The following is a 25,231-nucleotide window of genomic DNA, read 5'->3' as shown; positions in this document are numbered from 1 at the left end:
CAAAAAAAGACATCCAAGCCAAGGAATTTTCAGTTTTACAAACTAAAATCAATACGAAAACTCCGCGTCGAACTGTGTTCTCCTGTTTTTCGGAGCTTTTCTTTATTTATTCTTCGCCTTGGCTTTCAATTCTGCGAATTGATTGGAGACTTTTTCTATTGTTAGCTTTGTTTTTAATACTTATTTTAGATTCTCATTAGTTTTGCTAACTGCTAACTGCTAACTGCTAACTGCTAACTGCTAACTTTGGTGTTATCCCGCGTTAAGGATTGATAGGTCTGTTTGAGCGCCTCGCAGAGCGCGAGCCTTGAAAGCCTGACCCTTGTGGTAACGCCCAAATATTACAGTTTAAAATAGTCGATATAATTTTGTAAATCTTTATCACCACGACCAGATAAATTAATTACGACGATGTCTTCTGGGTTAAACTTTTTGTCTTCGAAAACAGCAAATGCATGCGAGCTTTCTATAGCCGGAATAATCCCTTCCAATTGACTTAGTTCTAATCCAGCTGTCATGGCTTGATAATCTGTAATTGAGATAAACTCGGCACGACCAGTGGTATACAAATTAGCGTGCATTGGCCCAACACCTGGGTAATCTAATCCTGCGGAAATCGAATACGGTTCTGTAATCTGCCCATCTTGCGTTTGCATTAATAGGGTTTTACTTCCGTGAATAATTCCTTCTTTTCCTAGTACAGATGTTGCTGCGCTTTCTCCAGAATGAATCCCTTTTCCGGCAGCTTCTACTGCTACTAATTTAACATCTGTGTCGTCTAAATAATGGTAAAAAGCACCTGCTGCATTACTACCACCACCAACACAAGCAATGACATAGTCAGGTTTTTCTCGACCTTCTTTGTCTTTTAATTGCCATTTAATTTCTTCAGAAACGACTGCCTGAAAACGGGCCACCATATCTGGATAAGGGTGTGGTCCGACGACACTACCAATAATATAATGTGTATCCACAGGATTGTTAATCCAATCTCTAATAGCCTCGTTAGTGGCATCTTTTAAGGTGCGACTTCCTGATAATGCTGGGCGTACTTCTGCGCCTAACATTTTCATTCTTGCCACGTTTGGTGCTTGACGTGCGATGTCAATTTCGCCCATATAGACTATACATTCCATGCCCATTAAAGCACATACAGTTGCTGTTGCTACACCGTGTTGTCCAGCGCCAGTTTCGGCAATAATACGTGTTTTGCCTAAGCGTTGTGCCATTAAAATTTGACCAATGGTATTGTTTACTTTGTGCGCACCTGTATGGTTTAAATCTTCGCGTTTAAGATAGATTTTAGTATTATATTTTTCGCTTAATCGTTTTGCGAAATAGAGTGGAGAAGGACGTCCAACATAATCTTTTAATAAGTGGTCAAACTCTTTTTTAAAAGATGGCTCTGCCATTATTTTTAAATAATTTTGGCGTAACTCTTCTACGTTTGGATATAGCATTTCTGGTATGTATGCGCCTCCAAAGTCTCCGTAATATCCTTTGTCGTTAATATTAAAACTCATAATTGTGTGCTATCAATTTTTGTTTAAAATCATTTAATTTTGTAGTGTCTTTTAATCCTGCAGCAGTTTCGAATTTGCTGTTTAAATCAAACCCAAAGCATAAGTAAGATTCTGGTCTCTTTAAAAATAAAAGAATAGCATCTATTTCGTTTAATCCAATACCACCACTTAAAAAGTAAGGTTTTGAAGACGGATAGCTTTTTAAAACATTCCAATTAAATGTGTAACCATTACCTCCTGGTTCTTTTCCTTTTGTGTCAAATAAATAATTATCGCAAACGTCCTCATACTGTTCTAAAACAGAGAAGTCGAATTGGTTTTTTATTGAAAACACTTTAATTACAGTAATGTCCAAATCTTTTAAACGTTGACATAGTTCTGGTGTTTCTTGACCGTGTAATTGCACTCCTTGTAAGTTGTGTTTATCTACTTTTCCTTTTATATATTCGAAAGTTGCATTTACAAATACTCCAATTTTTTTGATGCTTTCTGGTAATTCTGGAATGACTCCGTTGAAATAACGAGATGATTTTTCGTAAAAAATGAAACCCATATAATTTGGATTAAGATCTGCAACATCTAGGATGTTGTTTTCGTTTTTCATTCCGCATACTTTTAGTTTCATAGTCTTAGTTGTTTAATGTTTTGATAAATTGTTTGGCACTTAAACCAGCATTGTCCGTTTTCATAAAGTTTTCGCCAATTAAAAACCCTTTATAACCAAATGGTTGTAGTGTTTTTATGGCTTCTATACTGCTTATTCCACTTTCCGATACTTTTACAAAATCGTCAGGGATTAAATTACTTAATTGTTTGCTAGTATCTAAACTAACCTCAAATGTTTTTAAATTACGGTTGTTTACCCCAAGCATGTCTAAACTTGGCATTATTGATTTGTGTAATTCGGCTTCATTATGTACTTCTAAAAGTACATCAAGATTTAGGCTTTTAGCTAGTTCTGAAAAGGTTTTTATTTCTTCTTTAGTTAAAATAGCTGCAATCAATAAAATAACATCTGCACCATAAGCTTTGGCTTCAATTATTTGGTACGTGTCTATTATAAACTCTTTTCTTAATAAAGGTAAATTGCAACTTGCTCTTGCAGTTAGTAAATCGTCTAAACTCCCTCCAAAATATTTTCCGTCGGTTAAAACAGACATTCCACAAACACCAGCATCTTGATAACCTTTAGCAACATCAAAGACATTTAAATCGTGATTGATGACTTGTTTTGAAGGCGAACGTCTTTTGTGCTCTGCAATGATACCTGTCGTACTATTTTTTAATTTTTCGGCTAGTGAAACGGTCTCACGTATAAACAAAATGGATTGTTCTAATTGTTTGATTGGGATTAATTGCTTGCGTAAGTTAACTTCAATACGTTTGTCGTTAACTATTTTAGTTAAAATATCCATTACTTACTTAATTCGATTAATTTTTCTAAACTCGTTTTTGCACGTCCGCTTTCCAAACTTTCTTTAGCAAGTTCAAAACCTTCTAAATGTGATATTTGTTTGGCTGTTGCAATTGCTAAACCTGCATTAGCACAAACCACATTGTTTTGCGCGTCTGTACCTTTACCATTTATAATGTTTTTGAAAATTTTGGCAGCTTCTTTAACTGTGTTTCCACCAAATAGTTCGGATTGTTCAAGTTGTTTTAGACCCAAGTCGCAAGGGTTAAATATCGTTTCAGCTGTATTGGAAATTATCTTAGTATTTCCAGTTAATGAAATTTCATCATATCCATCTAATGCGTGTACGATGCTATAATTTTTATCTGTATTTTGGTATAAGTAACCATATATGCGTTGTAGCTCTAAGCTAAATACACCTACCATTTGATTGTTTGGAAATGCTGGATTTACCATTGGTCCAAGCATATTAAAAAATGTTTTTACACCCAATTCTTTTCTAATAGGAGCAACGTTTTTCATAGCAGGATGAAACAGAGGTGCATGTAAAACACAGATTCCTGCTTTTTCTAAGGCGTATTTTAAAAAATCTGTTTTATTAGAAAAATGAATGCCTAAAGCTTCCATAACATTGGAAGATCCAGAAGCTGATGACACACCATAGTTACCGTGTTTTGCCACATTAACTCCAGCACCAGCAGTTACAAATGATGCCAAGGTTGAAATATTAAAAGTGTCTTTTCCGTCACCTCCAGTTCCGCATAAATCGATTGGATCAAATTCTGATAAGTTTACAGGAATACATAATTCTAACAATGCATCACGAAACCCTTGAAGCTCTTCTAGAGTTATACTTCGCATCATATAAACCGTTAAGAAAGAGGCTACCTGACTTTGATTATATGCGCCTTCAGATATGTTGACTAAAAGGTATTTAGCTTCTTCTGCAGTGATGCTTTCTTGATTAATTAGTCTGTTTAGTATTTGTTTCATATTAACTCTTAATCCAGTTTTCTAAAATTTGTTTTCCGTTTGGTGTCAGCACGCTTTCTGGATGGTATTGCACACCTCTTACGTCGTAAAATTTGTGTCTTAACGACATGACTTGTCCATTTTGGTCAAAGGATGTTGCTTCTAGAACCTCAGGTAAATTAGGATCTACAACCCATGAATGGTAACGTCCGACTTCAATAGTTTTGTTCATGTTTTTAAACAGTACTTCATCGTCAACCACAATATCTACATTTGTAGATACACCATGATATACATTGTCTAAATTAATTAAACTACCACCAAAAACTTCTCCAATAGCTTGTTGACCTAAACATACGCCTAAAATACTTTTAGTAGGAGCATAAGTTTTAATTATTGCTTTAAGTAAACCAGCTTCATCAGGTATTCCTGGACCTGGAGAAAGTACAATTTTATCAAAAGCTTCGACTTCGTCCAAGGTTAATTTGTCATTTCTTTTTACAGTAACTTCACAATCTAAGTCTTCTAAATAGTGAACTAAGTTATAAGTAAAACTATCGTAATTATCTATTACTAAAACTCTCATATCTCTTTGGCTAATTCTATAGCATTTGTTAATGCTCCTAATTTGTTATATACTTCTTGTAACTCGCTTTCTGGGTTTGATCTAGAGACTAGACCTGCTCCAGCTTGCCAATGTAAATGATGGTTTTTACTCATAAATGTCCTAATCATAATTGCGTGATTATAATTGCCATCAAAATCCATAAAACCAATTGCTCCTCCATAGAAGGCTCTGCTAGTTTTTTCGTATTTTTCAATAAGTTGCATGGCTTTATGTTTTGGAGCACCACTTAAAGTTCCTGCAGGAAAGGTGTCTGCAACTACCTGCATTGTTGGTGTATTGTCGTGTACTTTTCCGGTTACCTTACTAACTAAGTGAATAACATGAGAAAAAAATTGTGCTTCCCTATAGGTTACAACTTTGACTTCGCTACCATGTCTGCTTAAATCATTTCTAGCAAGGTCCACTAACATGACGTGTTCTGCATTTTCCTTATCATCTTCGGCTAGTTGTTTAGCTAGCTTTTGGTCTTCCTCATCATTTCCAGTCCTTTTAAATGTTCCGGCAATTGGATGTATTTCGGCTTGACCGTTATTAACGACTAATTGTGCTTCTGGTGAGCTTCCAAAAATCTTGAAGTCACCATAGTCAAAGTAAAATAGGTATGGTGATGGGTTTATGCTGCGTAAGGCACGATAGACATTAAACTCGTCACCTTTAAAACCTTGCGAGAATTTTTTAGATAATACTAACTGGAACACATCACCTCTAGCACAATGTTGTTTGGCTAATAGGACCTGATCTTTATACTCGTCATCCGTTAAATTTGATTGTATTTCAGAGTTTGTTGTAAACTTATAAGTCGCAAAGTTTTTAGAGCTTATTAGTTGTAAAACTTCGTCTATATTGTTTTCTGTTTCAAAACAATGTGCAAAAATATAGGCTTCGTTTTTAAAGTGGTTTATAGCAATTATATTTTGGTAAACTGCATAGTAAACGTCAGGAATCTCTAGAGAATCTGGTTTTTTAGAAATCTCTACATCTTCAAAGTGTTTAACAGCATCATAAGCTGTGTAGCCAAATATTCCGTTGTTGATAAACTTAAAATCCTCGTCCGATTTTACTTTAAAGCGTTTGGTAAACTTATGTATCATCTCGGTTACATTACGCACCTTGTTTTTCATCTCACTACCATCCGGAAATGTTTGTGTAATTGCTTTGTCGTCAACTTTAATTGAGGCAATTGGGTTAAAGCATATGTAAGAAAAACTATTATCATTAGCGTGATAATCGCTACTTTCTAACAAAATACTATTAGGATATTTATCTCTAATTTTTAAATAGATACTAACAGGAGTAATGGTGTCTGCTAGTATTTTTTTGTAATGTGTGTATAAACTGAATGTTTTCATTTTTATTATGCTGAATTTATTTCAGTATCTCCATTATTAGAGATATTATTAATTTTGTTTGTGTTTTCTGAAACAAGTTCAGAAATAAAAAAAAGGCTTGTCGTGAATGACAAGCCTTTTTTGTATAGTTACTTAAATAATACGTATAGCGTTAGTTCACGAAGTTTGATTTCGATTATTCCACCACCAAGTATGATTTAAAATTGTGTTCATGTTTATTATAAAGTTCAAAGATATAAATCAAAAGTTAGTTTTCAAATTATTTTCCCCTTTAATTATTTGTTAAAACTGAAAAGATGAAAACAATAAATATTAAATTTACTTTATGAAACACTTATTTTTAATATTGACCTTTACTTTTTTTGGTTTTGGAAACCAGTACATTAGTTTATTAAATAGTAATCAAATAAAAATAGTAGACGCACCTTATTTAAAGCAAGATTTAAAAATAGTCGATTTTGACGGTTTGGAGCAATACCTTGCTGCTAAGGATAAAAGTAAAACTTATGTTATAAATTTTTGGGCGACTTGGTGTGCACCATGCGTTAAAGAATTACCTTATTTTGAACAGTTAAATACAACGTATGCAGACAAAAAGGTAGAAGTTATTTTGGTGAGTTTAGATTTTCCAAAGCAGATTGAAAGTAAATTAAAACCTTTTTTATTGAAAAATAAATTAAAAAGTGAGGTTGTAGTTTTAAACGATGTTGATGCTAATACATGGATACCTAAAGTAGATAAAAATTGGTCAGGAGCAATTCCTGCAACATTAATTTACAATACCCAAAAGACAGTTTTTTATGAACAATCATTTGATTATATAGCGTTAGAAACAGAATTAAAACAATTTTTAAAACAATAAATTATGAAAAAAATATTTAAATTAACCTTAGTGTTGGTCGTTATAATAACGGTTAGTGCTTTTACAACAAAGACTAATAGTACTGATTCAGGATATAAAATAGGTGATGTGGCAACAGATTTTGAACTTGAAAATATTGATGGTAATGTGGTGTCTTTGTCAGATTTTGAAGATGCTAAAGGGTTTATAGTTGTATTTACCTGCAATACTTGTCCCTACGCAGTAGCTTATGAGGATAGAGTACAAGGTTTAAATAAAAAGTATGCAGATCTAGGTTATCCAGTAATTGCCATTATGCCTAATAATACAACCGTTAAACCAGGAGATAATATGGAAGCAATGAAAACTAGAGCTAAGGAAAAAGGATTTACTTTTCCTTATTTGATGGATGCTGGTCAGGATATTTATCCGCAATATGGAGCAACAAAAACACCACATGTGTATGTTTTGCAAAAAGAGCAAAAAGGAAATGTAGTTAAATATATTGGTGCAATTGATGATAATTATCAAGATGCAAATGCTGTAAAAACTAAGTATGTAGAAGATGCGGTTGATGCCCTATTAAATAATAAAGAAGTGAAAATTAACGAAACTAAAGCTATAGGTTGTTCTATTAAAGTTTAAAAAAAATAATCAATTATAATAAATAAAAATCCGAGATGTAACATTTCGGATTTTTTTACGTCTATATACTATATAAGTGTTAATTTTGTGCTAAAATAAATTGTATAAATATTATGGCAGATTTAATTCAATCGGATTGGGTAAACCAATTAGAAAAAGACGATAACGCAGTCATCCTTGATGTAAGAACAGATGAAGAGGTTGCAGAAGGAAAAATACCTAATGCAATACATATTGACATTTATAAAGGACAGGGTTTTATTTATGCTGTCGAGGAGTTAGATAAATCTAAGAATTTTTATGTGTATTGTAGATCAGGTGGAAGAAGTGCCCAAGCATGCGCAATAATGAATCAATTAGGATTTGATACTACTTACAATCTTCTAGGAGGATTTAGTGAGTGGTCAGGACCAGTTGAATAATAAAAAAGGTATGAAAAAAATAGCATTAGTATTAAGTTTGTGTTTAGTTTTTGTTGCACTGAGTTGTAAAAAAAATGTTGAAGGTGAAATAAAGGTTGTCTCTCCAGAGGAAATGCAAACACTATTGACTCTTGATAATGTTCAGTTTATAGATGTTAGGACACCAGCGGAATATAATTCTGGATATATTGCATCAGCACAGAATATAGATTTTATGTCGCCTACATTTGAGGATGATATTAAAACCTTAGATAGGGAAAAACCTGTACTATTGTATTGTCAAAAAGGCGGTAGAAGTGCTAAGTGTGCCGAAAAAATGATAGACTTAGGATTTAAAAAAATATATGATATGCAAGGTGGTTTCTCTAAATGGAAACATGATGGATTACCTTATAAAAAGAATTAACTAAAAATCCCAATCTTTTCAGATTGGGATTTTTTTTGCTAGATGTTACAAATAGACTTCAATTAGTTTAGCAGAATTTGCATGAATTGTTATTAGATTAATACAGGCAGGAATAATAATAGTTTGTCCCATTTTTAAGCTATAATTAGTAGCGTCGTCAGGCGTGTTAATTATAACCTCTCCCAGAACACATATATAAATTATAAACGAGTCTATTGCTGTAACATCCCTTGTTAACTTGGTGTTTAATTCGATTATATTAGTTTTAAAATACTCGGAATTTACCAATTGACTTGGTGTGTTTAATACCTGATTGTAATCTGTTTTATATTTTTTATAAAAATTGTAGTCTATAGCGTCTAAAGCTAGATTGGTGTGTAGCTCTCTTTTTTGTCCTGTTTTTTTGTCAACCCTATCATAATCATATATACGATAAGTAATATTTGAGGTTTGTTGGATTTCGGCAAGTAAAACACCTGCTCCAATTGCATGAACGCGTCCAGTAGGAATATAAAAGGTGTCTCCAGATGTTACTGTTTCAGTATTTAAAATATCTTTTAAGGTGTTGTTTTTAAGGTGATGTACGTAGTCTTCTTTACTAATTTTTTGATTAAAACCTACAATTAATTCGGCTTCATTTTCAGCTTGCATAACGTACCACATTTCATTTTTACCAAATGAATTATGTCTTTTTTTAGCTAACTGATTATTAGGATGAACTTGTATGGATAAAGGTGTTTTGGCATCAATAAATTTTATTAGCAACGGAAAGTTGTTGCCAAAGGTTTGATACACTTTGTGTCCTAGAAAATCACCTTTAAATGTCTTAATTAAATCTTTTAGCGTATTCCCTTTTAAATTGCCATTATTTACAATGGTTTGGTTATCCTCAACATCAGAAATTTCCCAAGATTCGCCTATGCTGTCTTGGGAGTAACTCTTATTTAATACCGACTTTAATTTGTTGCCTCCCCAAATACGATAACTAAAAACTGGATTGAAAGTTAAGGGATATAATTTCATTTTATTTAAGTTGTTTGATGTGACCAATAAATTTTTTAGTCATTGTTTTAAGATGTATGTTAGTGTTTTGCATGGCGTCATCTAAGTTTTTTGCTTCGTTTATTATTTGTGAAGCATAATTAATTCCCATGTTTTTTAGTGCTTTTTCGTTAATGTCAATCGCACCACAAAAGACTGCTACATTAATATTATTTTTAGTTGAGGTATCTAAAACACCTTGAATGGTTTTTCCGGATAACGTTTGATTATCCAATTTGCCTTCTCCAGTTATAATCCAGTCTGCATTTGAAATTTGATTATCAAAATTTGATAACTGTTTAATTAATTTATTTCCGCTTTCAAGAGTTCCGTTTAAAAATATTTTAGAAGCAATTCCCATACCTCCTGCAGCTCCAGATCCAGGTATGGACTGTGGATCTATTTTAAAGATTTGACTGATTAATTTTGAAAAATCTTTAAGTCCTTTATTAAGTAATAAAATATCTTGATGATTAGCTCCTTTTTGAGCAGCGTAAACGTAAGCAGCGCCTTTTTTGCCATATAATGGATTAGTAACATCACAGGCTATTTTAAAATCTGTTGAAAAAATTTGTGGATTTGCTTGACTAACGTCAATGGATTTTATAGATGACAGGTTTTTGCCAATAGGGTTTACTGTTTCACCTTTTTTATCCAAAAAACGGTATCCTAAAGCAGTTGCCATGCCAATACCACAATCGTTTGTAGCACTTCCACCAATACCAAGTATTATTTTTTTTGCACCTTTGTTTAAAGCGTCCAAAATAAGCTGGCCAGTTCCAAATGTGGAAGTTATTTTACAATCTAATTGCTCTGGTTTTAAAAGCTTTAAGCCTGAGGCTTCTGCCATTTCTATAAATGCAGTTTCATATTTAGGCGCATAAATATAGCTAGCCTCAATTGCTGTAAATAAAGGGTTGCACACTGTAGTCTTGATAGTTTCTCCATCTAAATAATGTTTGACAATGTCAATGGTACCATCACCACCATCTGCTAATGGTAGTTTTACGATATTGGCATAAGGCAACTCTATTTTAAGCTGTTTTTCAACGATATTACAAAACTCTAAACTGGTTAGCGAATTTTTAAACTTATCAGGAGCAATTACTATTTTCATGTTAACTTTTAATTTAAAATTTCACCAATAAAAATTGCAAACAGCACAATTAAAACAAAGTATGATAATAGTATAATGACTTCTTTTTTACCTGCTTTATAGACTTCAATATCTAAACCTGGTTTGGTTTCTTTTTTAATAACATAGCTTACAATTAAAGCTATTATAACAGTTACTAAACAACCTATTGCATTCCACCAAAACCAAAATATACTTGGTACATATAGCCATAAATACATATTGAATAACACACCTATAACGATACCAATATTAGCACCTAAAGCGTGCGTTTTTTTAGTTAGAATAGCTAATATGAAAGCAGCTAAAATGGGACCATAAAAAATTGAGCTTATTTTGTTAATAACCTCAATAACAGTTCCTTCTATACTTCCAGCGAAAAACGCAAAAAACAAACATACTAATCCCCAAAATACAGATAATAAACGCGAGTATTGTACGTATTTTTTGTCTGGCATATCAGGTTTAAATCGTTTTATAAAGTCTTCTAAGGTTACTGCAGATAATGAATTTACTGTGCTGCTTAAAGAGGACATTGCGGCAGACATTATTGCAACTATTAAAATACCGATGACACCATTTGGTAAGTATTTAATTATAAAAACAGGTACCATTAAGTCGGCTTTTTTACCTTCTAAACTTGTAATGTTAGATTGGTAAACTGTATTTAATAACTCTTGAAAACTAGCGTCTTGAAGTAATAGTGTTCCTAAAATTAATCCCATTATACAATAGGTTAATGTAATTGGGAATCTAAACAATCCATTAGCTAGTAATAATTTTTTAATGGTAGGTAATCCTTTTGCAGATAGTAGTCTTTGTGATTGTGTTTGATCTGTACCATAATAGGAAGCATACAAAAAGAAACCTCCAATTACCATTGGCCAAAAACCAAATTCGTCATTTTTATCGGCATTATTAAATCCCCATTTAGAAAAATCTACTGCAGTTAATCTGTCCTTATCAACAAGATTTATAAAGTTATCATAACCACCTAGCTCGCTTAAACCATAAAATAAGCAAATAATTATACCAAAAAAGAGAATACACATTTGTATGACGTCTCCCCAAATTACAGCCTTCATTCCACCTTGAAAGGAGTATACCATGGTTATAACACCAATAATTAATATCGAAATCCAAAAGTCTATACCAATGGTAGCTTGTAAAATAAGTGCCATAGTATATACCATAACACCTGTTGCTACAGAGCGACTAATTTGAAAAACAAAACTAATAAGTAACCTTGAAGAGGCATCAAAACGACGTTCTAGATATTCATAAACACTAACAATACCAGAATTATATAAGGTAGGTATTATGGCAATTAGTAAAAACGCCATAGCTAAAGGTACACCAAACTCATAGGTTAACCATTGCAATCCACCACCTTCTTTTAAACCAACAAATGCTGGTGCAGATATAAAGCTAATAGCAGATAATTGGGTAGCCATAGTTGATAAACTTAACGGAAACCATCCCATTGATTGACCTCCAAGGAAGTAATCTTTAGAGTTTTTATTTTCTTTAAAGAAATACCCTATTCCTAAAAATCCTATTAAATATAATATGATAATGATGTAGTCTATATAATTCATGTGGTTAAAGCTAGTGGGTTATTTATTCATTTAATAAATCTATAAATAATGCAGCACTCCATGAAAAATTATGACCTCCATAACCTGCGTTACCATTTTTATGTTCTTCTTTTCTAGAATCAAAATACTCGTAAAACCCATTGTTTTCAATAATCTCAATGGTATCTTGTTTCATTCTTTTGGCGATGTCATAAAAACCATATTGTTTTAACCCATAATATAACATCCAATTTAAATTAACCCAAACTGGACCTCTCCAATATTTTTTAGGATTAAACCTATCGCTAGTTGGATCAAATGATGCACACAGATATTGATCTGGATTACCAAATTTTTCCATCATTATATCAACCATTTTTTCTGCTCTAGCCTCACTTGGTAGATTAGCAAAAAGTGGTGCAAAAGAAGAGGATGATATGTGTTTTAATAATTTTTCGTTTCTTAAATCGTAATGTACATAAACACCCAGTTCTTCATCATAGAGTTTATTATTAAACGATTTAGTCCCTTTGTCTTGCCATTTTTGAAGTTGGTGTATCTTATCGTTATTATTTTTATTTCCTATAATACGATATAAATCTATTAGGCTTTGATTAGACTTTAAAAGTACTGCGTTAAATAATGGATCTTGAACTAAAAAGGGAGAAAGCTCTGCTATTTTTTGATCATTATAATTGTTTTGTTTGGCAATTTCAATAATGTGTAAATAATGATCGTATTCTCTTTTAGAAGGTCTTTGTGCAGCATCAACATGTGTTGTGTCACGTCTTTCAAAAGTATATTCTGGAGGATTCATAGTGTCCCAAATATCATCCCAAATAGGAGAGTTGTCTGTACCTGATTCCCAGTTATGGTATATGTAAACTAAACCTTCATCTTGAGGATCACGTTGGTTGTAAAAATATTCGTGATTTTTATACACTTTATCTATTACGGACTCTATAAATTTTAAAGTAGCGTCTCTATCCTTGCTAATACGGTATAAATCCTCTAAAACAAAACCAGTAACAGGAGGTTGAGTCATACCTGTAGATTTATATTTTTTGGAAGATTCTGGATGTAAATCTGAACGATGAAAATCAGGTCCAGGAAAATAAGTGTCAGTTTCGGTATGAAAAATAATATGAGGAATAAAACCATTACTCCATTGTGCATCAAGCAATGTTTCTATTTCTTTTTCGGCTTTAGGCATGTCAAAATGAGCGAAACCAATTGCGATTAATCCAGAATCCCAGAACCATTGAAAAGGGTAAAGCTTTGCGCATGGAATGCTAAATTTATCTTTCCAGTTATTGTTTAATACTGTAATAGCGTTGTTTTGTAAATCCTTCATATATATTAAAGATTGTAAGTTTTTTTGATTTTAAAAAAATAACCCATCACTTTACTTAGCAAAAAAAATGATGAGTTATATGACTAATTAAATTATTATAAATTAAAAGTTGAATGTTGCTGTTAAGAACATACGTCTAGGTAAGATTGGTCGTCCAACAAAAAACTCGCCATCTCCAGATTGACCAGCAATACCAGCTCTTGGGTTTCCTTCTGTAATACCAGAACTATCAAATAAGTTAAATACAGATAATCCAAAACGTAAAGACGTATCTTCATTAGTTTGTATTGTGTAACCAGCGCCTAATCTTGCAATTGTAATAGCATCTAACTCTACATTATTAGTGTCGTCAGTAAACTTTTTTCCTGTGTGGTTAACAGCAAAGCTTGCATCAAAAACTTTGTTATCGTAGTTAAGACCTAAGTTTCCTAAAAGGTTAGGTTGTCTTGCAATTTCATTACCTTCATTAATAGTACTTGATGTACCATTGACTAAATCTTCAGTTTGATTAGTTGTAATTTCATGATCTTGGTATGTTAGCGTCCCAGAAACATTTAAATGCTCAGTAAATTTATATCTACCAGTTGCTTCCAGACCTAATGTTTGTGTTGATTGCTCACTTCTAGCTTGATCGACTAATTGACCTCCAGAAATAGCTTGATCTATACGTATACGGTCGCTTAACCCAACATAGTATGCAGCCACAGAACCAGAAAATTTATCTGTTCCAAATTTGGCTCCCATTTCACCTTGTAAAATCGTTTCAGCCTCATAATTGGTATCTCTTATTCCTGGAGTTGGACCAAAACCACGTTGTTGCGGAAAAAAGTATCCTTTTGAGAAGTTAGCATATAAGTTTGTGGCATCAGTTAGTTTGTATAAACCTGCTAATGATAATGCCCAATCTGTATCTTTAATTTCGCCAGTTGTAAAAGTACCATCAGCAAATTGAACGTTTTGTAAGTTAGTTGTTAAGTCAGCGTTTTCATAAACTTGAGTGGTTTCTAATCCTCCTTTTCTAAAGGTACCAGTTGTAGACTCTATACGGAATCCAACATCAAAACGCCATCTGTCAAAAACCATTTCATCTGTAAGATAAAAAGCAGTTCTGCTTTGCGTTAGGTAATTATTGGCTGTCATACCAATCCTGTTGTATAAACCACCTTCAGAATATATTACATTATTTCCTCCAGCGTCAGTGTAGCTTAAGTTAACTAATTGCGGATTATTATTAAATTCTGAAAGGACTCTATATTGATAGTTAACATCTTCAGCTTCTGTTCTGGCTAAGAATGTTCCAGCAGTATAGGTGTGTATTCCATCATCAGAATTTAATATAAAGCTAGCCTCTCCAGAATAATCTGTCATTGGTCTTAACCTATCTACGTGTAGATTTTCTACCACTAAATCGTTACCGTTAATTTGGTTACCAGCTCCACCTTGGTATGTTGCACTAAATGCGGTATTATCTGGTGCAATAGCAGCTACATAATCATTAATAGTAATTGGATTACCATAATCACCACTACCACCTACATATAATGCAAAATTGTGTTGGTAGTTGGCATATTTTACTTTTGATTTAAATTTTAGGTTGTCATTTAAGTTGTAGTTAAAATCTGCTAAAAGGTAACCACCTTTTGTGTAGACACCATCTTCAATTGGACTTTCATATACACCTCCTGGAGTTAAAAATGTAGTGTTTGCCAGTTCACCAGACAATAGTTGGCTTACTTCTTCACCATCGTTACCATTTAACCGTTCTCTAGACGCTCCATCTAATGGTAATGGTAAGTAAAATTGAGCTCTATCATTAATATATTGCCCATGCACTGTAAAGGATCCGTTTTCAAATTTTTGTTTGATATTACCTCTAAGCTGCACTCCTTTTGTGGTTAAACCAGTTTCAATTGGACCATCATCTTTTCTAACAAAACCTGTAAAAGCGTAATAAGTGTTAGAATCTTCGCTGCCTAATTGTCCACCAGTATAAAAGTCTGTTTTTAATCTACCGTCATTTCCCCATTCTACATTAATTAAATTTTCGTCATTAGAATCTCCAGTTTTACTTGTATAGTTAATTATACCAGCAACCGATCCAGCACCATAAAGTACAGCAGATCCACCTCTAACAAATTCGACACCTTTAAAACCAACATCAGGTCTAGCGTAAACATCATGTGCAGATGAGTTTAATCCAAACGTGCTCATAAGTGGCATACCATCGTATTGTAAAGGGTTAAAGACATATTGTCCACCAGAAGGTAAACCTCTGACAAAAAGGTTGGTTGCAGTTTCTCCACCACCACCTTCAGCAGTAATACCAGGTACATCTCTTAAAATATCTGCTTGACTGTTAGCCGATAGTCTAGTAATTTCTTTAATGCCTTTACTACTAATGGATAAAGGCGCTTGTTTTTGTGATCTAAAAGTAGAAGAAGCTGTAAGAACAATTTCATCTAAATTATTACCTTCTTGTAAGATAATATCAAGTGTCAATGGAGTACCGTTTAAATCTACTTTTTTAATCAAAGTAGTGTAGCCAATGTAAGATACTTGTAACTCCTTAGACCCTGTAAGTTCAGGTACCGTAAAACTAAAATTTCCGTCAAAATCTGTAGAAGCTCCAACGTTTGAGTTAATAATTAAAATGTTAGCGTTTGGAATTGGTAATCCAGCTTTGTCTTTTACAGTTCCGGATATTTCTGTTTGTGCAAACATTGAAAAACAACAAAATAATAATAATAGTGTGGTGGTTAGTTTTTTCATTTTATTAAGAATTAGTTAATGTTAGGCTAATATAATTACGAATTAAGCATTGTTGTGTGTTAAAAAGTACGATATTTGTATGCAAACGTTTGCGAAAACGTTTGAAATTTTATTTTTATGAAGAAAGAAGTTACCACTTTAAAAAAATTAGCTCAGACTTTAGAATTATCGATATCAACAGTTTCTAGAGCATTAAATGATCATCCAGACATTAGCTTGCAAACTAAAGAGAAGGTAAAGGCATTAGCGTTAAAATTAAATTATGTCCCAAACATTTTTGCCAAAGGTTTTAGAAATCATAGGTCTAATATTATTGGTGTTATCGTACCCAATATAACACATTACTTTACTACGACTATTGTTAGAGGTATTATGGAAGAGGCCGAAAGTAAAGGATTTAGGGTGATTATATCAGAATCTAATAATGATGTAGAAAAGCAAAAAGAGATGTTTAATACCATGATGCAATTTGGTGTGGATGGTATATTAGCCTCACTAACCAAACGTACTAGAGAAGTTGATCACATATTAGCAACGTTAAATACAATTCCAATTGTTTTATTTGATAAGGTTTCAAATAAAATTCCATGCACCCAAATTACAATAAACGATGAGGAAGCAGCTTATAATATAGTTGAACATTTAATTAATATTGGAAAAAAGCGAATAGCTATAATTAAGGAAGGTGAATATTCTTATAATTCGGAAAAACGGTATTCGGGTTATTTAAAAGCTTTGAAGGATAATAACCTTGAGCTAGATCCCAAAATGGTTATTAGTGTTGAGGATATATCAATGAAAGAGGGAAAAAGAATGACCAATATATTATTGAGTTCAAAGGTACGACCTGATGCTATTTTCGCGATTACAGATGGTGCAGCAATAGGCGTAATACAAACACTAAATAAGTTTAATGTAAAAATACCTGAAGAAATTGCAGTTGTTGGATTTAGTAATTCTGTTAACTCTATTATAATAGAACCCAAATTAACCACAGTAGATCAACCTGGAGAAAAAATAGGACGTACAGCAGTACAATATCTTATAAATGAAATTAATGTGCCTGAAGATAATATTACTAGTAAGTTAGTTGAAATTAAAAGTAATATAGTAATTAGGGATTCTTCCTTTAGGTCCTAAAAAAAACGCCCTGAAATCAATGCTTCAGAGCGTTTAAAGTGGAGTCGGAGAGTATTGGTAGTATATGTTTTGCTATATTGAATAAAGTATAAAAAATGTTATATTTGCTAATGATAACAGAGGTTTATAGTTGTTTTGTGTTTTAATTATATATTTAAATATAACTGTTTTGTCACCTATTTTGTCACCTATTTTGTCACCCAGTTTTTTAACTCATTTTTGAATTATAATGAAACATTCTTTTTACTTAAAAAATCCTCAAAAGCAAATTGGAGAAAAACCAACGTTAATTTATTTCACTTGCCATTTTAATAAAGAGAAAAAGAAGTTTGTTTATTCTACTGGAGAATCAATCGCTCCTATAAATTGGGATTTTGATTATAGACAACCATACTTGAAAGGCAAATACAAGGCGCTTAACAATATGTTAGTAAATACTCAATTATCAAGATATACGCAGAAATTTGAAGAAACTAAGGCGTTATATTTAAAAATTAATGAAGAATTTACCTCTAAAATATTGCGTGAGGCTTTTGATTTAGAGTTTAAGAAAATTTCTAAAACTATTCATACTTTTTTTAATGCTTACGATAAATTCATGGAGGAGAAACAAAAAAGAAAAGAATGGAAACAATCTACTATTAAAAGATATTTTAATATTAAAAATCATCTAATAAATTTTGAGAAAAATAAAAATTACAAACTTACTTTTAGTACAATTGATAATAATTTTGATACTGAATTCAAAGATTTTTGTTACACATCATTAGATCATAGTACTAATACGTTTGCTAGAAACCTTGGACTATTTAAAACATTTATGTTTTGGGCTTTAAAAAATAAATTTACTTACAATAGTGCTTTTGTCGATTTTAAAAAGCCAGAGCGGGTTATTACTAAAGAAATAGCTTTAAACTTAGATCAAGTGAATGAAATTTATAATTATCAAACTAAGTCACAGGCTTTAGAAAGAGTTAAAGATGTTTTTGTATTTCAATGTTTAACAGGACTAAGGTATGGAGAGTTAAAAAGAATAAATAAACGTACTGTAACTGAAAATTCAATTTTAATTAAGGAGGAAAAAGATGTGACTAAGGAAGTAAGAGAAATTCCTTTATTTGAAGTGTCTAAAAATATTTTAGAAAAATATGATTTTCAATTACCATTAATTAGTAATCAAAAGCAAAACTATTTTATCAAGGAAATATTTAAGGATGCAGAGTTTACTTTTGAAGTAGAATATAGTAGAACTAAAAATAGAGAACATAAAATATTGAAAGCGCCATTTTATAATAGAGTAAGTACACATACAGCAAGAAGAACATTTATTACCATACTTAAAAATAAAGGAATTGCTGATAAAACTATAATGGAAATGACAGGACACAAAGATTTTAAGACCTTTAATAGCTATTACAAAGTTGATAATCTAGCAAAACACGATGCAATTAATAAGGCGTTTTCATCATTAAAGCTTGATTAATTATGAAATGGAAAGAATTTGAAAATCATATAGACATAGTTCCTATTAGAGAAGCGGATTTGTTAATAATTGAAAAGGTCAACAAAGAACTAGAGAGTTGGATAAAAACTACTTTTAATAATCTAAATGAATCAAAGGATGCAGAAAATGAATTTGTGTATTTGTTTTTTAATATTAAAAAAAAATATAATGAACAATTAATTAAGCCAATAGCTTCCTATGAAACATTAATAAAAGGGAATGATAATAAGTTCCCAATTTTATTTAATGAAACTAATTTAAATAGAATCCTGACAATTTTTCATTCTATATTTCATTATACTAAAGTTGACGACAGAATAAATTTGTTTAAAAAAAGTTTTTTTGAATTTAAGATAGCGAAATCAAAATATCTTCTGCTAAAACATCTTATAGAGGAAATGAATGAAAATGTATTAAGTCCTAAAAACCGTCTTCCAGATTTTGACACTTTTGAAATTTCTATTTTGCAAACTCTTAAAGATAAAATTGAAATCGCATATAAATCAAATGATTCCTATAGGAAACATCTTGAAGAAAGTCAAATTTCATTAGAAAAATCAAAATCAGATAATAAGGAGCGTTTACAATTAATACAACGCCTTGATAAGGACTTGTCAATTGTAAATCGTGCTAAGTCAGATGTTGAAATGGAGCTGAAAATTGCAAAAAATCAATTTGAAATAATTAAGAATCACATTCCTGTTTTAGAGTCTTCAAATGTGATTCAATTTGATAATACTTATTGGGGAGACAATTATCCTGCTTTAAAAGTGTTTTTCAATTTTTTAAACAATAGAGGTATTACTTGTTTAAATTGGAGTTTGTTTGCTTCTCAAATGTGTATAGATGATAATAACCCCATAGACTTAACTTTAAATGATTTCTCAAAGAAGGACTATGGGTTTATGTTTTATTTGTTAAAAGAGTTTTTTGTTTTTGATATTAAAAAAGATCGTTCATCGTATGATCGTTTTTTAAATTTGAAATTCAGAATAAATGGTCATAAGTTTAAAAAGAATGATATTTCTAAATTTGTAAGGAATTATGGAATTGATATTTCTGAAATAGGAAAAATTGAACAAGAATGTTCAGAATTGAAAAATCAAAAAATGATAGAGAAATTATACTTAGATATAAAAACTAGATTTTTTTAGAAATTCATTACGTCTAATTTTCCTCTTAATTCTCCTATTTTGTTAGTTTTGGCAACTTAATAAATGCTTTTATGTATCTGTTTATCAATGTTTTGCGTTATTATTGATATACTTTACTCCTCCCTTTTTTCTCTTTTTTAATCTGATAATCTTTGTAGTATACAATTAGCGCTAGTTGTAATTTATTAATATTAAATAATAATAATTATGACAAAAATTATAATAACAACAAAAGAAGAGTTGTCTGAAATAATAAACCAATCAGTAGGACAGCAATTAATAGAGTTAAGATCCTCTATTAAAAAGTTAAACAAGCCAATTAAAATAAACTTAACTGTTAAAGAAGTTGCAACACAATTAAACGTATCGGAATTAACCGTTCGTAATTATATTGCAAAGGGCTTTATTAAGGCGGAGAAAATTGGTAGAAGAGTGATTATTAATGCAGAAGCATTAGAGGACTCATTATCAGAAGTTAAATCTTTAAAATACAGAAGATAATGAGACAGTTGTATAAAATTGAGGAATTCCCTGTATGTGAAATTCAAAAATCTGTAAATGAAATTATAAAACAAATTGATTATTTACAAGATAACTTTAATTACGACACTAAATCAGCAGAGTTATTAAATTGGATTTTAGGAAAGCTAAATACTATTGCAAAAATAGCAAAAAGAGATGTAAGATTTGATTATCTGTTTATTCAATCAGAGATAGATAAACTCTACAAAAAAGATACAAGCTTAACTGGTATTCACATGATAATTAATTTTAAAAATCATAAAAAACCAAACAGAGGTTTTTTAGAGTTTAATCTTAATAAAAAATAAATGTTATGGAGTATCTAAGAATAGGAGTAGATTATTTCAAAATCACGGAAAAACCATTACATAGTGGAGACACAATAACAACTTTGGTTAAATGGAGTAAGAGCGAAATTTGCACAGATTTTGGAAAAGCATTTTTGCAAGAGATCCCTAAATATGATGGTTTTGTGACTATACCTAGTCATATCGATTATCAGGAAGAAATTAAAGGTTTTTATAATGAATACCAAAAGCTGAAGCACGATTTAAAAACAGGAGATTTTGATAAAACCAAAATGTTTTTAAAACATATTTTTGGTAATCAATATGGTTTAGCATTGGATTATATTACTATACTATGGCATTTTCCAACGCAAATTTTACCAATCCTTTGTTTGGTAAGTGGTGAACGTAATACAGGAAAAACTACCTTTTTAAACTGGTTAAAATTGATTTTTCAAAAAAACATGACCATAAATAAAAATGAAGATTTTAGAAGTCAATTTAATGCAGATTGGGCAACTAAGTTGATTATAGCCATTGATGAAGTTTTGTTAGATAGAAGAGAGGATAGCGAAAGAATTAAAAACCTGTCTACTGCAAGGACATACAAAGTAGAGCATAAAGGAAAAGATAAGTCTGAAACACAATTTTTTGGCAAGTTTATTTTATGTTCAAACAATGAGGATAATTTTATTCTTATAGATGACAAAGAAATTAGATATTGGGTTATTAAAGTTACTTCAATTGCTAGTGGTGCTGAAGTTTCAGATTTACTAGAGCAATTAGAAGCAGAAATACCTTATTTCTTAAATTTTATAAATGAAAGAAAACCTATATCAACCAAAAAAACTAGAATGTGGTTTTCTAAGGATGAAATTAAAACTGAAGCTTTAACTAAATTGGTAAAGGGTAATAAAACCAATTTAGAAAATGAGATAATTGAGCTATTGAAAGATGACTTCTTAAAGTTTGAAAAAGAGACTCTCTATTATAGTGCGTCTGATTTAGTAGATAAATTAAAGGCAGTAAATGTAAGAACGACTCCAACTAAAGTCTCAAAAGTATTGAAAGATAATTTGGGTTTGTTGCAAAAAAATTCAAGCTATACTAGATTTAACTTATCTGTTTGTCCTGCAACAGGAGATTACAAACAGTTTGTTGAGGAGACTGTTATAAGAGGTAGATTTTTTACAGTTGAAAAAGATGCGATCCTTAAAAATAGTTGATTGTTGCAAAATTTATAAAAAGTCAATATTAATAGTGCTTAAATAGTGCAACATAAAATCAACAATGGTTCAACACTTGTTTTATTAAATTGGTTGAATGGTTGTTGATTTAGTGTTGCAAATACTATCTCAATAATATAGTGTTGTTTGGTTGTTGTTCAACAAAACAACACTTTTTATTTGCTTATTTTATTTTGTAGCAATCAATAGTAGGTTGACACTATGTAGTTGTGAATATGGTTTACGAAAGTTTGTTTGGTAATTAATTGGGATGTTTGTTTGGTTGAGCATATCCCATCGTGTTTTTTTCAACCTTTAAGTTATTAGCAATGTTTCATCTTGTTGTTTGTTTGTTTGTTTGTTTGTTTGTTTGTTTGTTTGTTTGTTTGGGAGGTTGTTAATTGTTTAGATTAGTGTAAAAGCTATTGCGACTCACTAGTTTTTACCACCCATTTATCTGCTTACATCATGCCCTAAAACAAGTAAAATAAGTAAATGAGGGAATCCTCATTATTAAATCAGATTAATATCATATTTTTAACCATTAAACTTAAACAATGTTCTTTTAACGAGAATAAAACAACATAAAATCAATAAATGACAAGCAACAACCAAAGAGCCGAATTACAAAATCAAATATGGAAAATAGCCAACGATGTGCGTGGTTCTGTAGATGGATGGGATTTCAAACACTTCGTATTAGGAACCCTTTTCTACCGTTTCATTAGTGAGAATTTCAGTAATTACATTGAAGCTGGTGATGAAAGCATAAATTATGCAGAACTACCAGATTCGGTTATAACTCCTGAAATAAAAGAAGATGCTATTAAAACAAAAGGATACTTCATTTATCCTAGTCAGTTATTTATAAATATTGCTAAAGGTGCTAACGATAACGAAAATCTAAACACAGATTTAGCCGCTATATTTTCAGCTATAGAAAGTTCTGCAAATGGCTATCCATCAGAACAAGATATAAAAGGTTTATTTGCAGACTTTGATACCACAAGCAACCGATTAGGAAACACCGTAGAAAATAAAAACAGCCGTTTGGCAGCTGTTCTAAAAGGTGTAGAAGGTTTAAAACTAGAAGGTGAATTTGAAGATAGTGAAATAGACTTATTTGGTGATGCCTATGAGTTTCTAATCTCTAATTATGCAGCCAATGCAGGGAAGTCTGGTGGTGAGTTTTTTACACCGCAAACGGTATCTAAGTTAATTGCTCAATTGGCAATGCACAAGCAAGAAAAAGTAAATAAAATTTATGATCCTGCAGCGGGTTCTGGTTCGTTGTTGTTGCAAGCTAAAAAACACTTTGATAATCATATTATAGAAGAAGGTTTTTATGGGCAAGAAATAAACCATACCACCTACAACTTAGCACGTATGAATATGTTTTTACATAACATAAACTACGATAAGTTTCATATAGTTTTAGGGAACACCCTAGAAAACCCACAATTAGGCGACGACAAGCCTTTTGATGCCATTGTATCTAATCCACCATATTCTATAAAATGGAAAGGTAGTGACGACCCAACGCTTATTAACGACGACCGTTTTGCTCCTGCAGGTGTATTAGCACCTAAATCGAAAGCAGATTTTGCCTTTGTATTACACGCTTTAAGCTATTTGTCTAGTAAAGGTAGAGCGGCTTTGGTATGTTTTCCTGGTATTTTTTACCGTGGTGGTGCAGAGCAGAAAATTAGAAAGTATTTAGTAGATAACAATTTTGTAGAAACGGTAATTTCTCTTGCGCCTAATCTGTTTTTTGGCACTTCTATAGCTGTAAACATCTTAGTGCTGTCTAAAAGTAAAATCGATACCAAAACACAGTTTATAGATGCTACGAGTAAAGATTTCTTTAAAAAAGAAACCAACAACAATGTATTAGTAGATACCCATATCGAAAACATTATGAAAATGTTCGATACTAAAGAAGAAGTTGCACACGTAGCCACTACTATTGATAATTCTAAAATAGCCGAAAACGATTACAACCTATCGGTAAGTTCTTATGTGGAAGCTAAAGATACGCGTGAAATAATAGATATTACTGAGTTAAACAAAGAAGTAGCTATCACAGTAAAAAAAATAGACCAACTACGTGCCGATATTGATAGCATAGTAAACGAAATTGAAGCATGAGCAAGTTAGAAAAATTATTGGAAGGTGTTGGTGTTGAGTGGAAAACTTTAGGGGGTATTTCTGAAATATATGGAGGGTTAAAAGGTAAAAGCAAAGCTGATTTTACAGATGGAAATGCTAAATATGTGTCATATAAGAACATATTTTATAATATTGAAGTTGATTTTGATATACTTGATGCAGTAAAAGTTACTTCTGATGAAAATCAATATGAAGTGAAATATGGAGATGTGCTATTTACTGGTTCATCAGAAATAGCAATAGAAGCTGGTATGTCTTCCGCTGTTACTAATAAGTCGGATGTTAAGGTATTTTTAAATAGTTTTTCTTTTGGACTAAGATTCAATTCTGATATTCATGTTTTACCTGAATTTTCAAAATATCTATTTAGAAGTCATTTTATGCGCAAGGAAATAGCTAAAACAGCAAATGGAGTTACACGTTTTAATGTTTCTAAAAAAAGTTTTAAAAAACTTCAAATCCCAATCCCACCACTTAAAATCCAAAAAGAAATAGTTCGTATTTTAGATACCTTTACCGAACTTACTACCGAACTTACTACCGAACTTACTGCACGTAAAAAACAGTACAGCTATTACCGTGAGCAATTACTAACTTTTGAGGATAGTGAGTTTGAAATTTTAGGAAACTTAGCTGAAAACCTTGATTCAAAGAGAAAACCAATTGCAAGTGGATTAAGAGAGTCAGGTGATATTCCTTATTATGGAGCATCTGGCATTGTAGATTATGTTAAGGATTATATTTTTGACGGAGATTTTTTACTTATATCGGAAGATGGTGCAAATTTAACAGCAAGAAAAACTCCCATTGCATTTAGTATTAGCGGTAAAAATTGGGTAAACAATCACGCTCATGTATTAAAATTTGACACATATGCCGAACGTAGATTTGTAGAATATTATTTGAATAGTATTGATTTGACCCCATATATTTCTGGAGCAGCACAACCTAAACTAAACAAGAGAAATCTAAACAGTATAAAAATCCCAAACCCTTCTAATGAAGAAAAGCAACGCATCGTAACTATCCTAGATAAATTCGACACGTTTACAACTTCCATAAGCGAAGGTTTACCAAAAGAAATAGACTTACGTAAAAAACAATACGAGTATTACCGTGAAAAGTTGTTAACGTTTCCAAAACCAGAATAATA

General features: G+C 31.5%; 23 protein-coding genes. 12 read left to right on the top strand and 11 right to left on the bottom strand.

The genetic code is table 11. The features are described from left to right. Positions 1-341: 341 nt before the first annotated feature. From trpB to B2989_RS14580, 6 genes are read right to left on the bottom strand one after another with little or no spacing between them, the layout of a single operon-like run. Complete coding sequence (gene trpB, locus B2989_RS14605) at positions 342-1,523, bottom strand: tryptophan synthase subunit beta (protein ID WP_292949911.1); 1,182 nt, start codon at positions 1,521-1,523, stop codon at positions 342-344. Further along, the gene (locus B2989_RS14600; protein ID WP_292949909.1) at positions 1,513-2,148 is read right to left on the bottom strand and encodes a phosphoribosylanthranilate isomerase; all 636 of its coding nucleotides are present in this window, start codon (positions 2,146-2,148) and stop codon (positions 1,513-1,515) included. The genes trpB and B2989_RS14600 overlap by 11 nt, the downstream gene beginning before the upstream one ends. Before the next feature lie 4 nt (positions 2,149-2,152). Beyond that, positions 2,153-2,938, bottom strand: a complete 786-nt coding sequence (gene trpC / locus B2989_RS14595; protein ID WP_292949907.1) for an indole-3-glycerol phosphate synthase TrpC — start codon at positions 2,936-2,938, stop codon at positions 2,153-2,155. Continuing rightward, entirely contained in the window at positions 2,938-3,930 is a 993-nt protein-coding gene (gene trpD, locus B2989_RS14590) for an anthranilate phosphoribosyltransferase (RefSeq protein ID WP_292949905.1), read from the bottom strand. The genes trpC and trpD overlap by 1 nt, the downstream gene beginning before the upstream one ends. A 1-nt stretch (position 3,931) precedes the next feature. After that, entirely contained in the window at positions 3,932-4,495 is a 564-nt protein-coding gene (locus tag B2989_RS14585; protein ID WP_145002723.1) for an anthranilate synthase component II, read from the bottom strand. Then, positions 4,492-5,886: an anthranilate synthase component I family protein gene (locus B2989_RS14580; protein ID WP_292949902.1), complete on the bottom strand. Its 1,395-nt coding sequence runs from the start codon at positions 5,884-5,886 to the stop codon at positions 4,492-4,494. Before B2989_RS14580 ends, B2989_RS14585 begins: the two co-directional genes overlap by 4 nt. A 325-nt stretch (positions 5,887-6,211) precedes the next feature. Here B2989_RS14580 and B2989_RS14575 point away from each other — a divergent pair, with 325 nt between their 5' ends. The 4 genes from B2989_RS14575 to B2989_RS14560 all read left to right on the top strand — a co-directional run bounded on the left by B2989_RS14575 (position 6,212) and on the right by B2989_RS14560 (position 8,200). After that, positions 6,212-6,748: a TlpA disulfide reductase family protein gene (locus B2989_RS14575; RefSeq protein ID WP_292949900.1), complete on the top strand. Its 537-nt coding sequence runs from the start codon at positions 6,212-6,214 to the stop codon at positions 6,746-6,748. Between the two features lie 3 nt (positions 6,749-6,751). Beyond that, positions 6,752-7,372: a thioredoxin family protein gene (locus B2989_RS14570; RefSeq protein WP_292949898.1), complete on the top strand. Its 621-nt coding sequence runs from the start codon at positions 6,752-6,754 to the stop codon at positions 7,370-7,372. Between the two features lie 113 nt (positions 7,373-7,485). Continuing rightward, positions 7,486-7,794, top strand: coding sequence for a rhodanese-like domain-containing protein (locus tag B2989_RS14565; RefSeq protein ID WP_145002711.1), 309 nt, complete (start codon positions 7,486-7,488; stop codon positions 7,792-7,794). A gap of 10 nt (positions 7,795-7,804) precedes the next feature. Then, entirely contained in the window at positions 7,805-8,200 is a 396-nt protein-coding gene (locus tag B2989_RS14560; RefSeq protein WP_292949895.1) for a rhodanese-like domain-containing protein, read from the top strand. 45 nt (positions 8,201-8,245) lie between these two features. Here the strand turns inward: B2989_RS14560 and B2989_RS14555 are convergent, their stop codons facing one another. From B2989_RS14555 to B2989_RS14535, 5 genes are all read right to left on the bottom strand, one after another. Then, positions 8,246-9,223: a type I phosphomannose isomerase catalytic subunit gene (locus B2989_RS14555; protein WP_292949893.1), complete on the bottom strand. Its 978-nt coding sequence runs from the start codon at positions 9,221-9,223 to the stop codon at positions 8,246-8,248. Position 9,224: 1 nt separating this feature from the next. Continuing rightward, positions 9,225-10,358 carry a glycerate kinase gene (locus tag B2989_RS14550; RefSeq protein ID WP_292949891.1) on the bottom strand — a complete coding sequence of 378 codons (1,134 nt, stop codon included), beginning with the start codon at positions 10,356-10,358 and terminating at the stop codon, positions 9,225-9,227. 8 nt (positions 10,359-10,366) lie between these two features. Beyond that, the gene (locus B2989_RS14545; protein WP_292949890.1) at positions 10,367-11,974 is read right to left on the bottom strand and encodes a sodium:solute symporter; all 1,608 of its coding nucleotides are present in this window, start codon (positions 11,972-11,974) and stop codon (positions 10,367-10,369) included. A 22-nt stretch (positions 11,975-11,996) separates the two neighbouring features. Next, on the bottom strand, positions 11,997-13,307 hold the full coding sequence (locus B2989_RS14540; RefSeq protein ID WP_292949888.1) for an MGH1-like glycoside hydrolase domain-containing protein: 1,311 nt from the start codon (positions 13,305-13,307) through the stop codon (positions 11,997-11,999). Between the two features lie 102 nt (positions 13,308-13,409). Then, positions 13,410-16,076 carry a TonB-dependent receptor domain-containing protein gene (locus B2989_RS14535; RefSeq protein ID WP_292949886.1) on the bottom strand — a complete coding sequence of 889 codons (2,667 nt, stop codon included), beginning with the start codon at positions 16,074-16,076 and terminating at the stop codon, positions 13,410-13,412. A gap of 117 nt (positions 16,077-16,193) precedes the next feature. Between B2989_RS14535 and B2989_RS14530 the strand changes: the two genes are divergently transcribed. From B2989_RS14530 to B2989_RS14495, 8 genes are all read left to right on the top strand, one after another. Then, complete coding sequence (locus B2989_RS14530) at positions 16,194-17,216, top strand: LacI family DNA-binding transcriptional regulator (protein WP_292949884.1); 1,023 nt, start codon at positions 16,194-16,196, stop codon at positions 17,214-17,216. 229 nt (positions 17,217-17,445) lie between these two features. Next, a complete protein-coding gene (locus B2989_RS14525; protein ID WP_292949882.1) occupies positions 17,446-18,699 on the top strand; it encodes a tyrosine-type recombinase/integrase in 1,254 nt (417 codons plus the stop codon). 2 nt (positions 18,700-18,701) lie between these two features. After that, on the top strand, positions 18,702-19,874 hold the full coding sequence (locus tag B2989_RS14520) for a hypothetical protein (RefSeq protein WP_292949880.1): 1,173 nt from the start codon (positions 18,702-18,704) through the stop codon (positions 19,872-19,874). A 207-nt stretch (positions 19,875-20,081) separates the two neighbouring features. Continuing rightward, on the top strand, positions 20,082-20,375 hold the full coding sequence (locus B2989_RS14515; RefSeq protein WP_292949878.1) for a helix-turn-helix domain-containing protein: 294 nt from the start codon (positions 20,082-20,084) through the stop codon (positions 20,373-20,375). After that, positions 20,375-20,704, top strand: coding sequence for a hypothetical protein (locus tag B2989_RS14510; protein ID WP_292949876.1), 330 nt, complete (start codon positions 20,375-20,377; stop codon positions 20,702-20,704). The genes B2989_RS14515 and B2989_RS14510 overlap by 1 nt, the downstream gene beginning before the upstream one ends. Positions 20,705-20,709: 5 nt before the next feature. Beyond that, on the top strand, positions 20,710-21,909 hold the full coding sequence (locus B2989_RS14505) for a primase-helicase family protein (protein WP_292949874.1): 1,200 nt from the start codon (positions 20,710-20,712) through the stop codon (positions 21,907-21,909). Between the two features lie 597 nt (positions 21,910-22,506). Then, a complete protein-coding gene (locus B2989_RS14500) occupies positions 22,507-24,057 on the top strand; it encodes a type I restriction-modification system subunit M (protein ID WP_292949872.1) in 1,551 nt (516 codons plus the stop codon). Next, positions 24,054-25,229 carry a restriction endonuclease subunit S gene (locus B2989_RS14495; RefSeq protein ID WP_292949870.1) on the top strand — a complete coding sequence of 392 codons (1,176 nt, stop codon included), beginning with the start codon at positions 24,054-24,056 and terminating at the stop codon, positions 25,227-25,229. The genes B2989_RS14500 and B2989_RS14495 overlap by 4 nt, the downstream gene beginning before the upstream one ends. The last annotated feature ends 2 nt before the right edge of the window (positions 25,230-25,231 follow it).

Source organism: Olleya sp. UBA1516 (assembly GCF_002323495.1).
Classification (GTDB): Bacteria; Bacteroidota; Bacteroidia; order Flavobacteriales; family Flavobacteriaceae; genus Olleya.
Note: the sequence above shows the minus strand (reverse complement) of the source record. Positions and strands in the feature narration are given on the sequence as shown.

What these genes read in the sequence shown, in the direction of transcription:
- B2989_RS14555 (WP_292949893.1), bottom strand. Translation starts at nt 9,223, where the DNA reads ATGAAATTATATCCCTTAACTTTCAATCCAGTTTTTAGTTATCGTATT.
- B2989_RS14575 (WP_292949900.1), top strand. Translation starts at nt 6,212, where the DNA reads ATGAAACACTTATTTTTAATATTGACCTTTACTTTTTTTGGTTTTGGA.
- B2989_RS14545 (WP_292949890.1), bottom strand. Translation starts at nt 11,974, where the DNA reads ATGAATTATATAGACTACATCATTATCATATTATATTTAATAGGATTT.
- B2989_RS14600 (WP_292949909.1), bottom strand. Translation starts at nt 2,148, where the DNA reads ATGAAACTAAAAGTATGCGGAATGAAAAACGAAAACAACATCCTAGAT.
- B2989_RS14505 (WP_292949874.1), top strand. Translation starts at nt 20,710, where the DNA reads ATGGAGTATCTAAGAATAGGAGTAGATTATTTCAAAATCACGGAAAAA.
- B2989_RS14570 (WP_292949898.1), top strand. Translation starts at nt 6,752, where the DNA reads ATGAAAAAAATATTTAAATTAACCTTAGTGTTGGTCGTTATAATAACG.
- B2989_RS14550 (WP_292949891.1), bottom strand. Translation starts at nt 10,358, where the DNA reads ATGAAAATAGTAATTGCTCCTGATAAGTTTAAAAATTCGCTAACCAGT.
- B2989_RS14585 (WP_145002723.1), bottom strand. Translation starts at nt 4,495, where the DNA reads ATGAGAGTTTTAGTAATAGATAATTACGATAGTTTTACTTATAACTTA.
- B2989_RS14580 (WP_292949902.1), bottom strand. Translation starts at nt 5,886, where the DNA reads ATGAAAACATTCAGTTTATACACACATTACAAAAAAATACTAGCAGAC.
- B2989_RS14535 (WP_292949886.1), bottom strand. Translation starts at nt 16,076, where the DNA reads ATGAAAAAACTAACCACCACACTATTATTATTATTTTGTTGTTTTTCA.
- trpB (WP_292949911.1), bottom strand. Translation starts at nt 1,523, where the DNA reads ATGAGTTTTAATATTAACGACAAAGGATATTACGGAGACTTTGGAGGC.
- B2989_RS14530 (WP_292949884.1), top strand. Translation starts at nt 16,194, where the DNA reads ATGAAGAAAGAAGTTACCACTTTAAAAAAATTAGCTCAGACTTTAGAA.
- B2989_RS14495 (WP_292949870.1), top strand. Translation starts at nt 24,054, where the DNA reads ATGAGCAAGTTAGAAAAATTATTGGAAGGTGTTGGTGTTGAGTGGAAA.
- B2989_RS14510 (WP_292949876.1), top strand. Translation starts at nt 20,375, where the DNA reads ATGAGACAGTTGTATAAAATTGAGGAATTCCCTGTATGTGAAATTCAA.
- trpC (WP_292949907.1), bottom strand. Translation starts at nt 2,938, where the DNA reads ATGGATATTTTAACTAAAATAGTTAACGACAAACGTATTGAAGTTAAC.
- B2989_RS14560 (WP_292949895.1), top strand. Translation starts at nt 7,805, where the DNA reads ATGAAAAAAATAGCATTAGTATTAAGTTTGTGTTTAGTTTTTGTTGCA.
- B2989_RS14500 (WP_292949872.1), top strand. Translation starts at nt 22,507, where the DNA reads ATGACAAGCAACAACCAAAGAGCCGAATTACAAAATCAAATATGGAAA.
- trpD (WP_292949905.1), bottom strand. Translation starts at nt 3,930, where the DNA reads ATGAAACAAATACTAAACAGACTAATTAATCAAGAAAGCATCACTGCA.
- B2989_RS14565 (WP_145002711.1), top strand. Translation starts at nt 7,486, where the DNA reads ATGGCAGATTTAATTCAATCGGATTGGGTAAACCAATTAGAAAAAGAC.
- B2989_RS14525 (WP_292949882.1), top strand. Translation starts at nt 17,446, where the DNA reads ATGAAACATTCTTTTTACTTAAAAAATCCTCAAAAGCAAATTGGAGAA.
- B2989_RS14540 (WP_292949888.1), bottom strand. Translation starts at nt 13,307, where the DNA reads ATGAAGGATTTACAAAACAACGCTATTACAGTATTAAACAATAACTGG.
- B2989_RS14515 (WP_292949878.1), top strand. Translation starts at nt 20,082, where the DNA reads ATGACAAAAATTATAATAACAACAAAAGAAGAGTTGTCTGAAATAATA.
- B2989_RS14520 (WP_292949880.1), top strand. Translation starts at nt 18,702, where the DNA reads ATGAAATGGAAAGAATTTGAAAATCATATAGACATAGTTCCTATTAGA.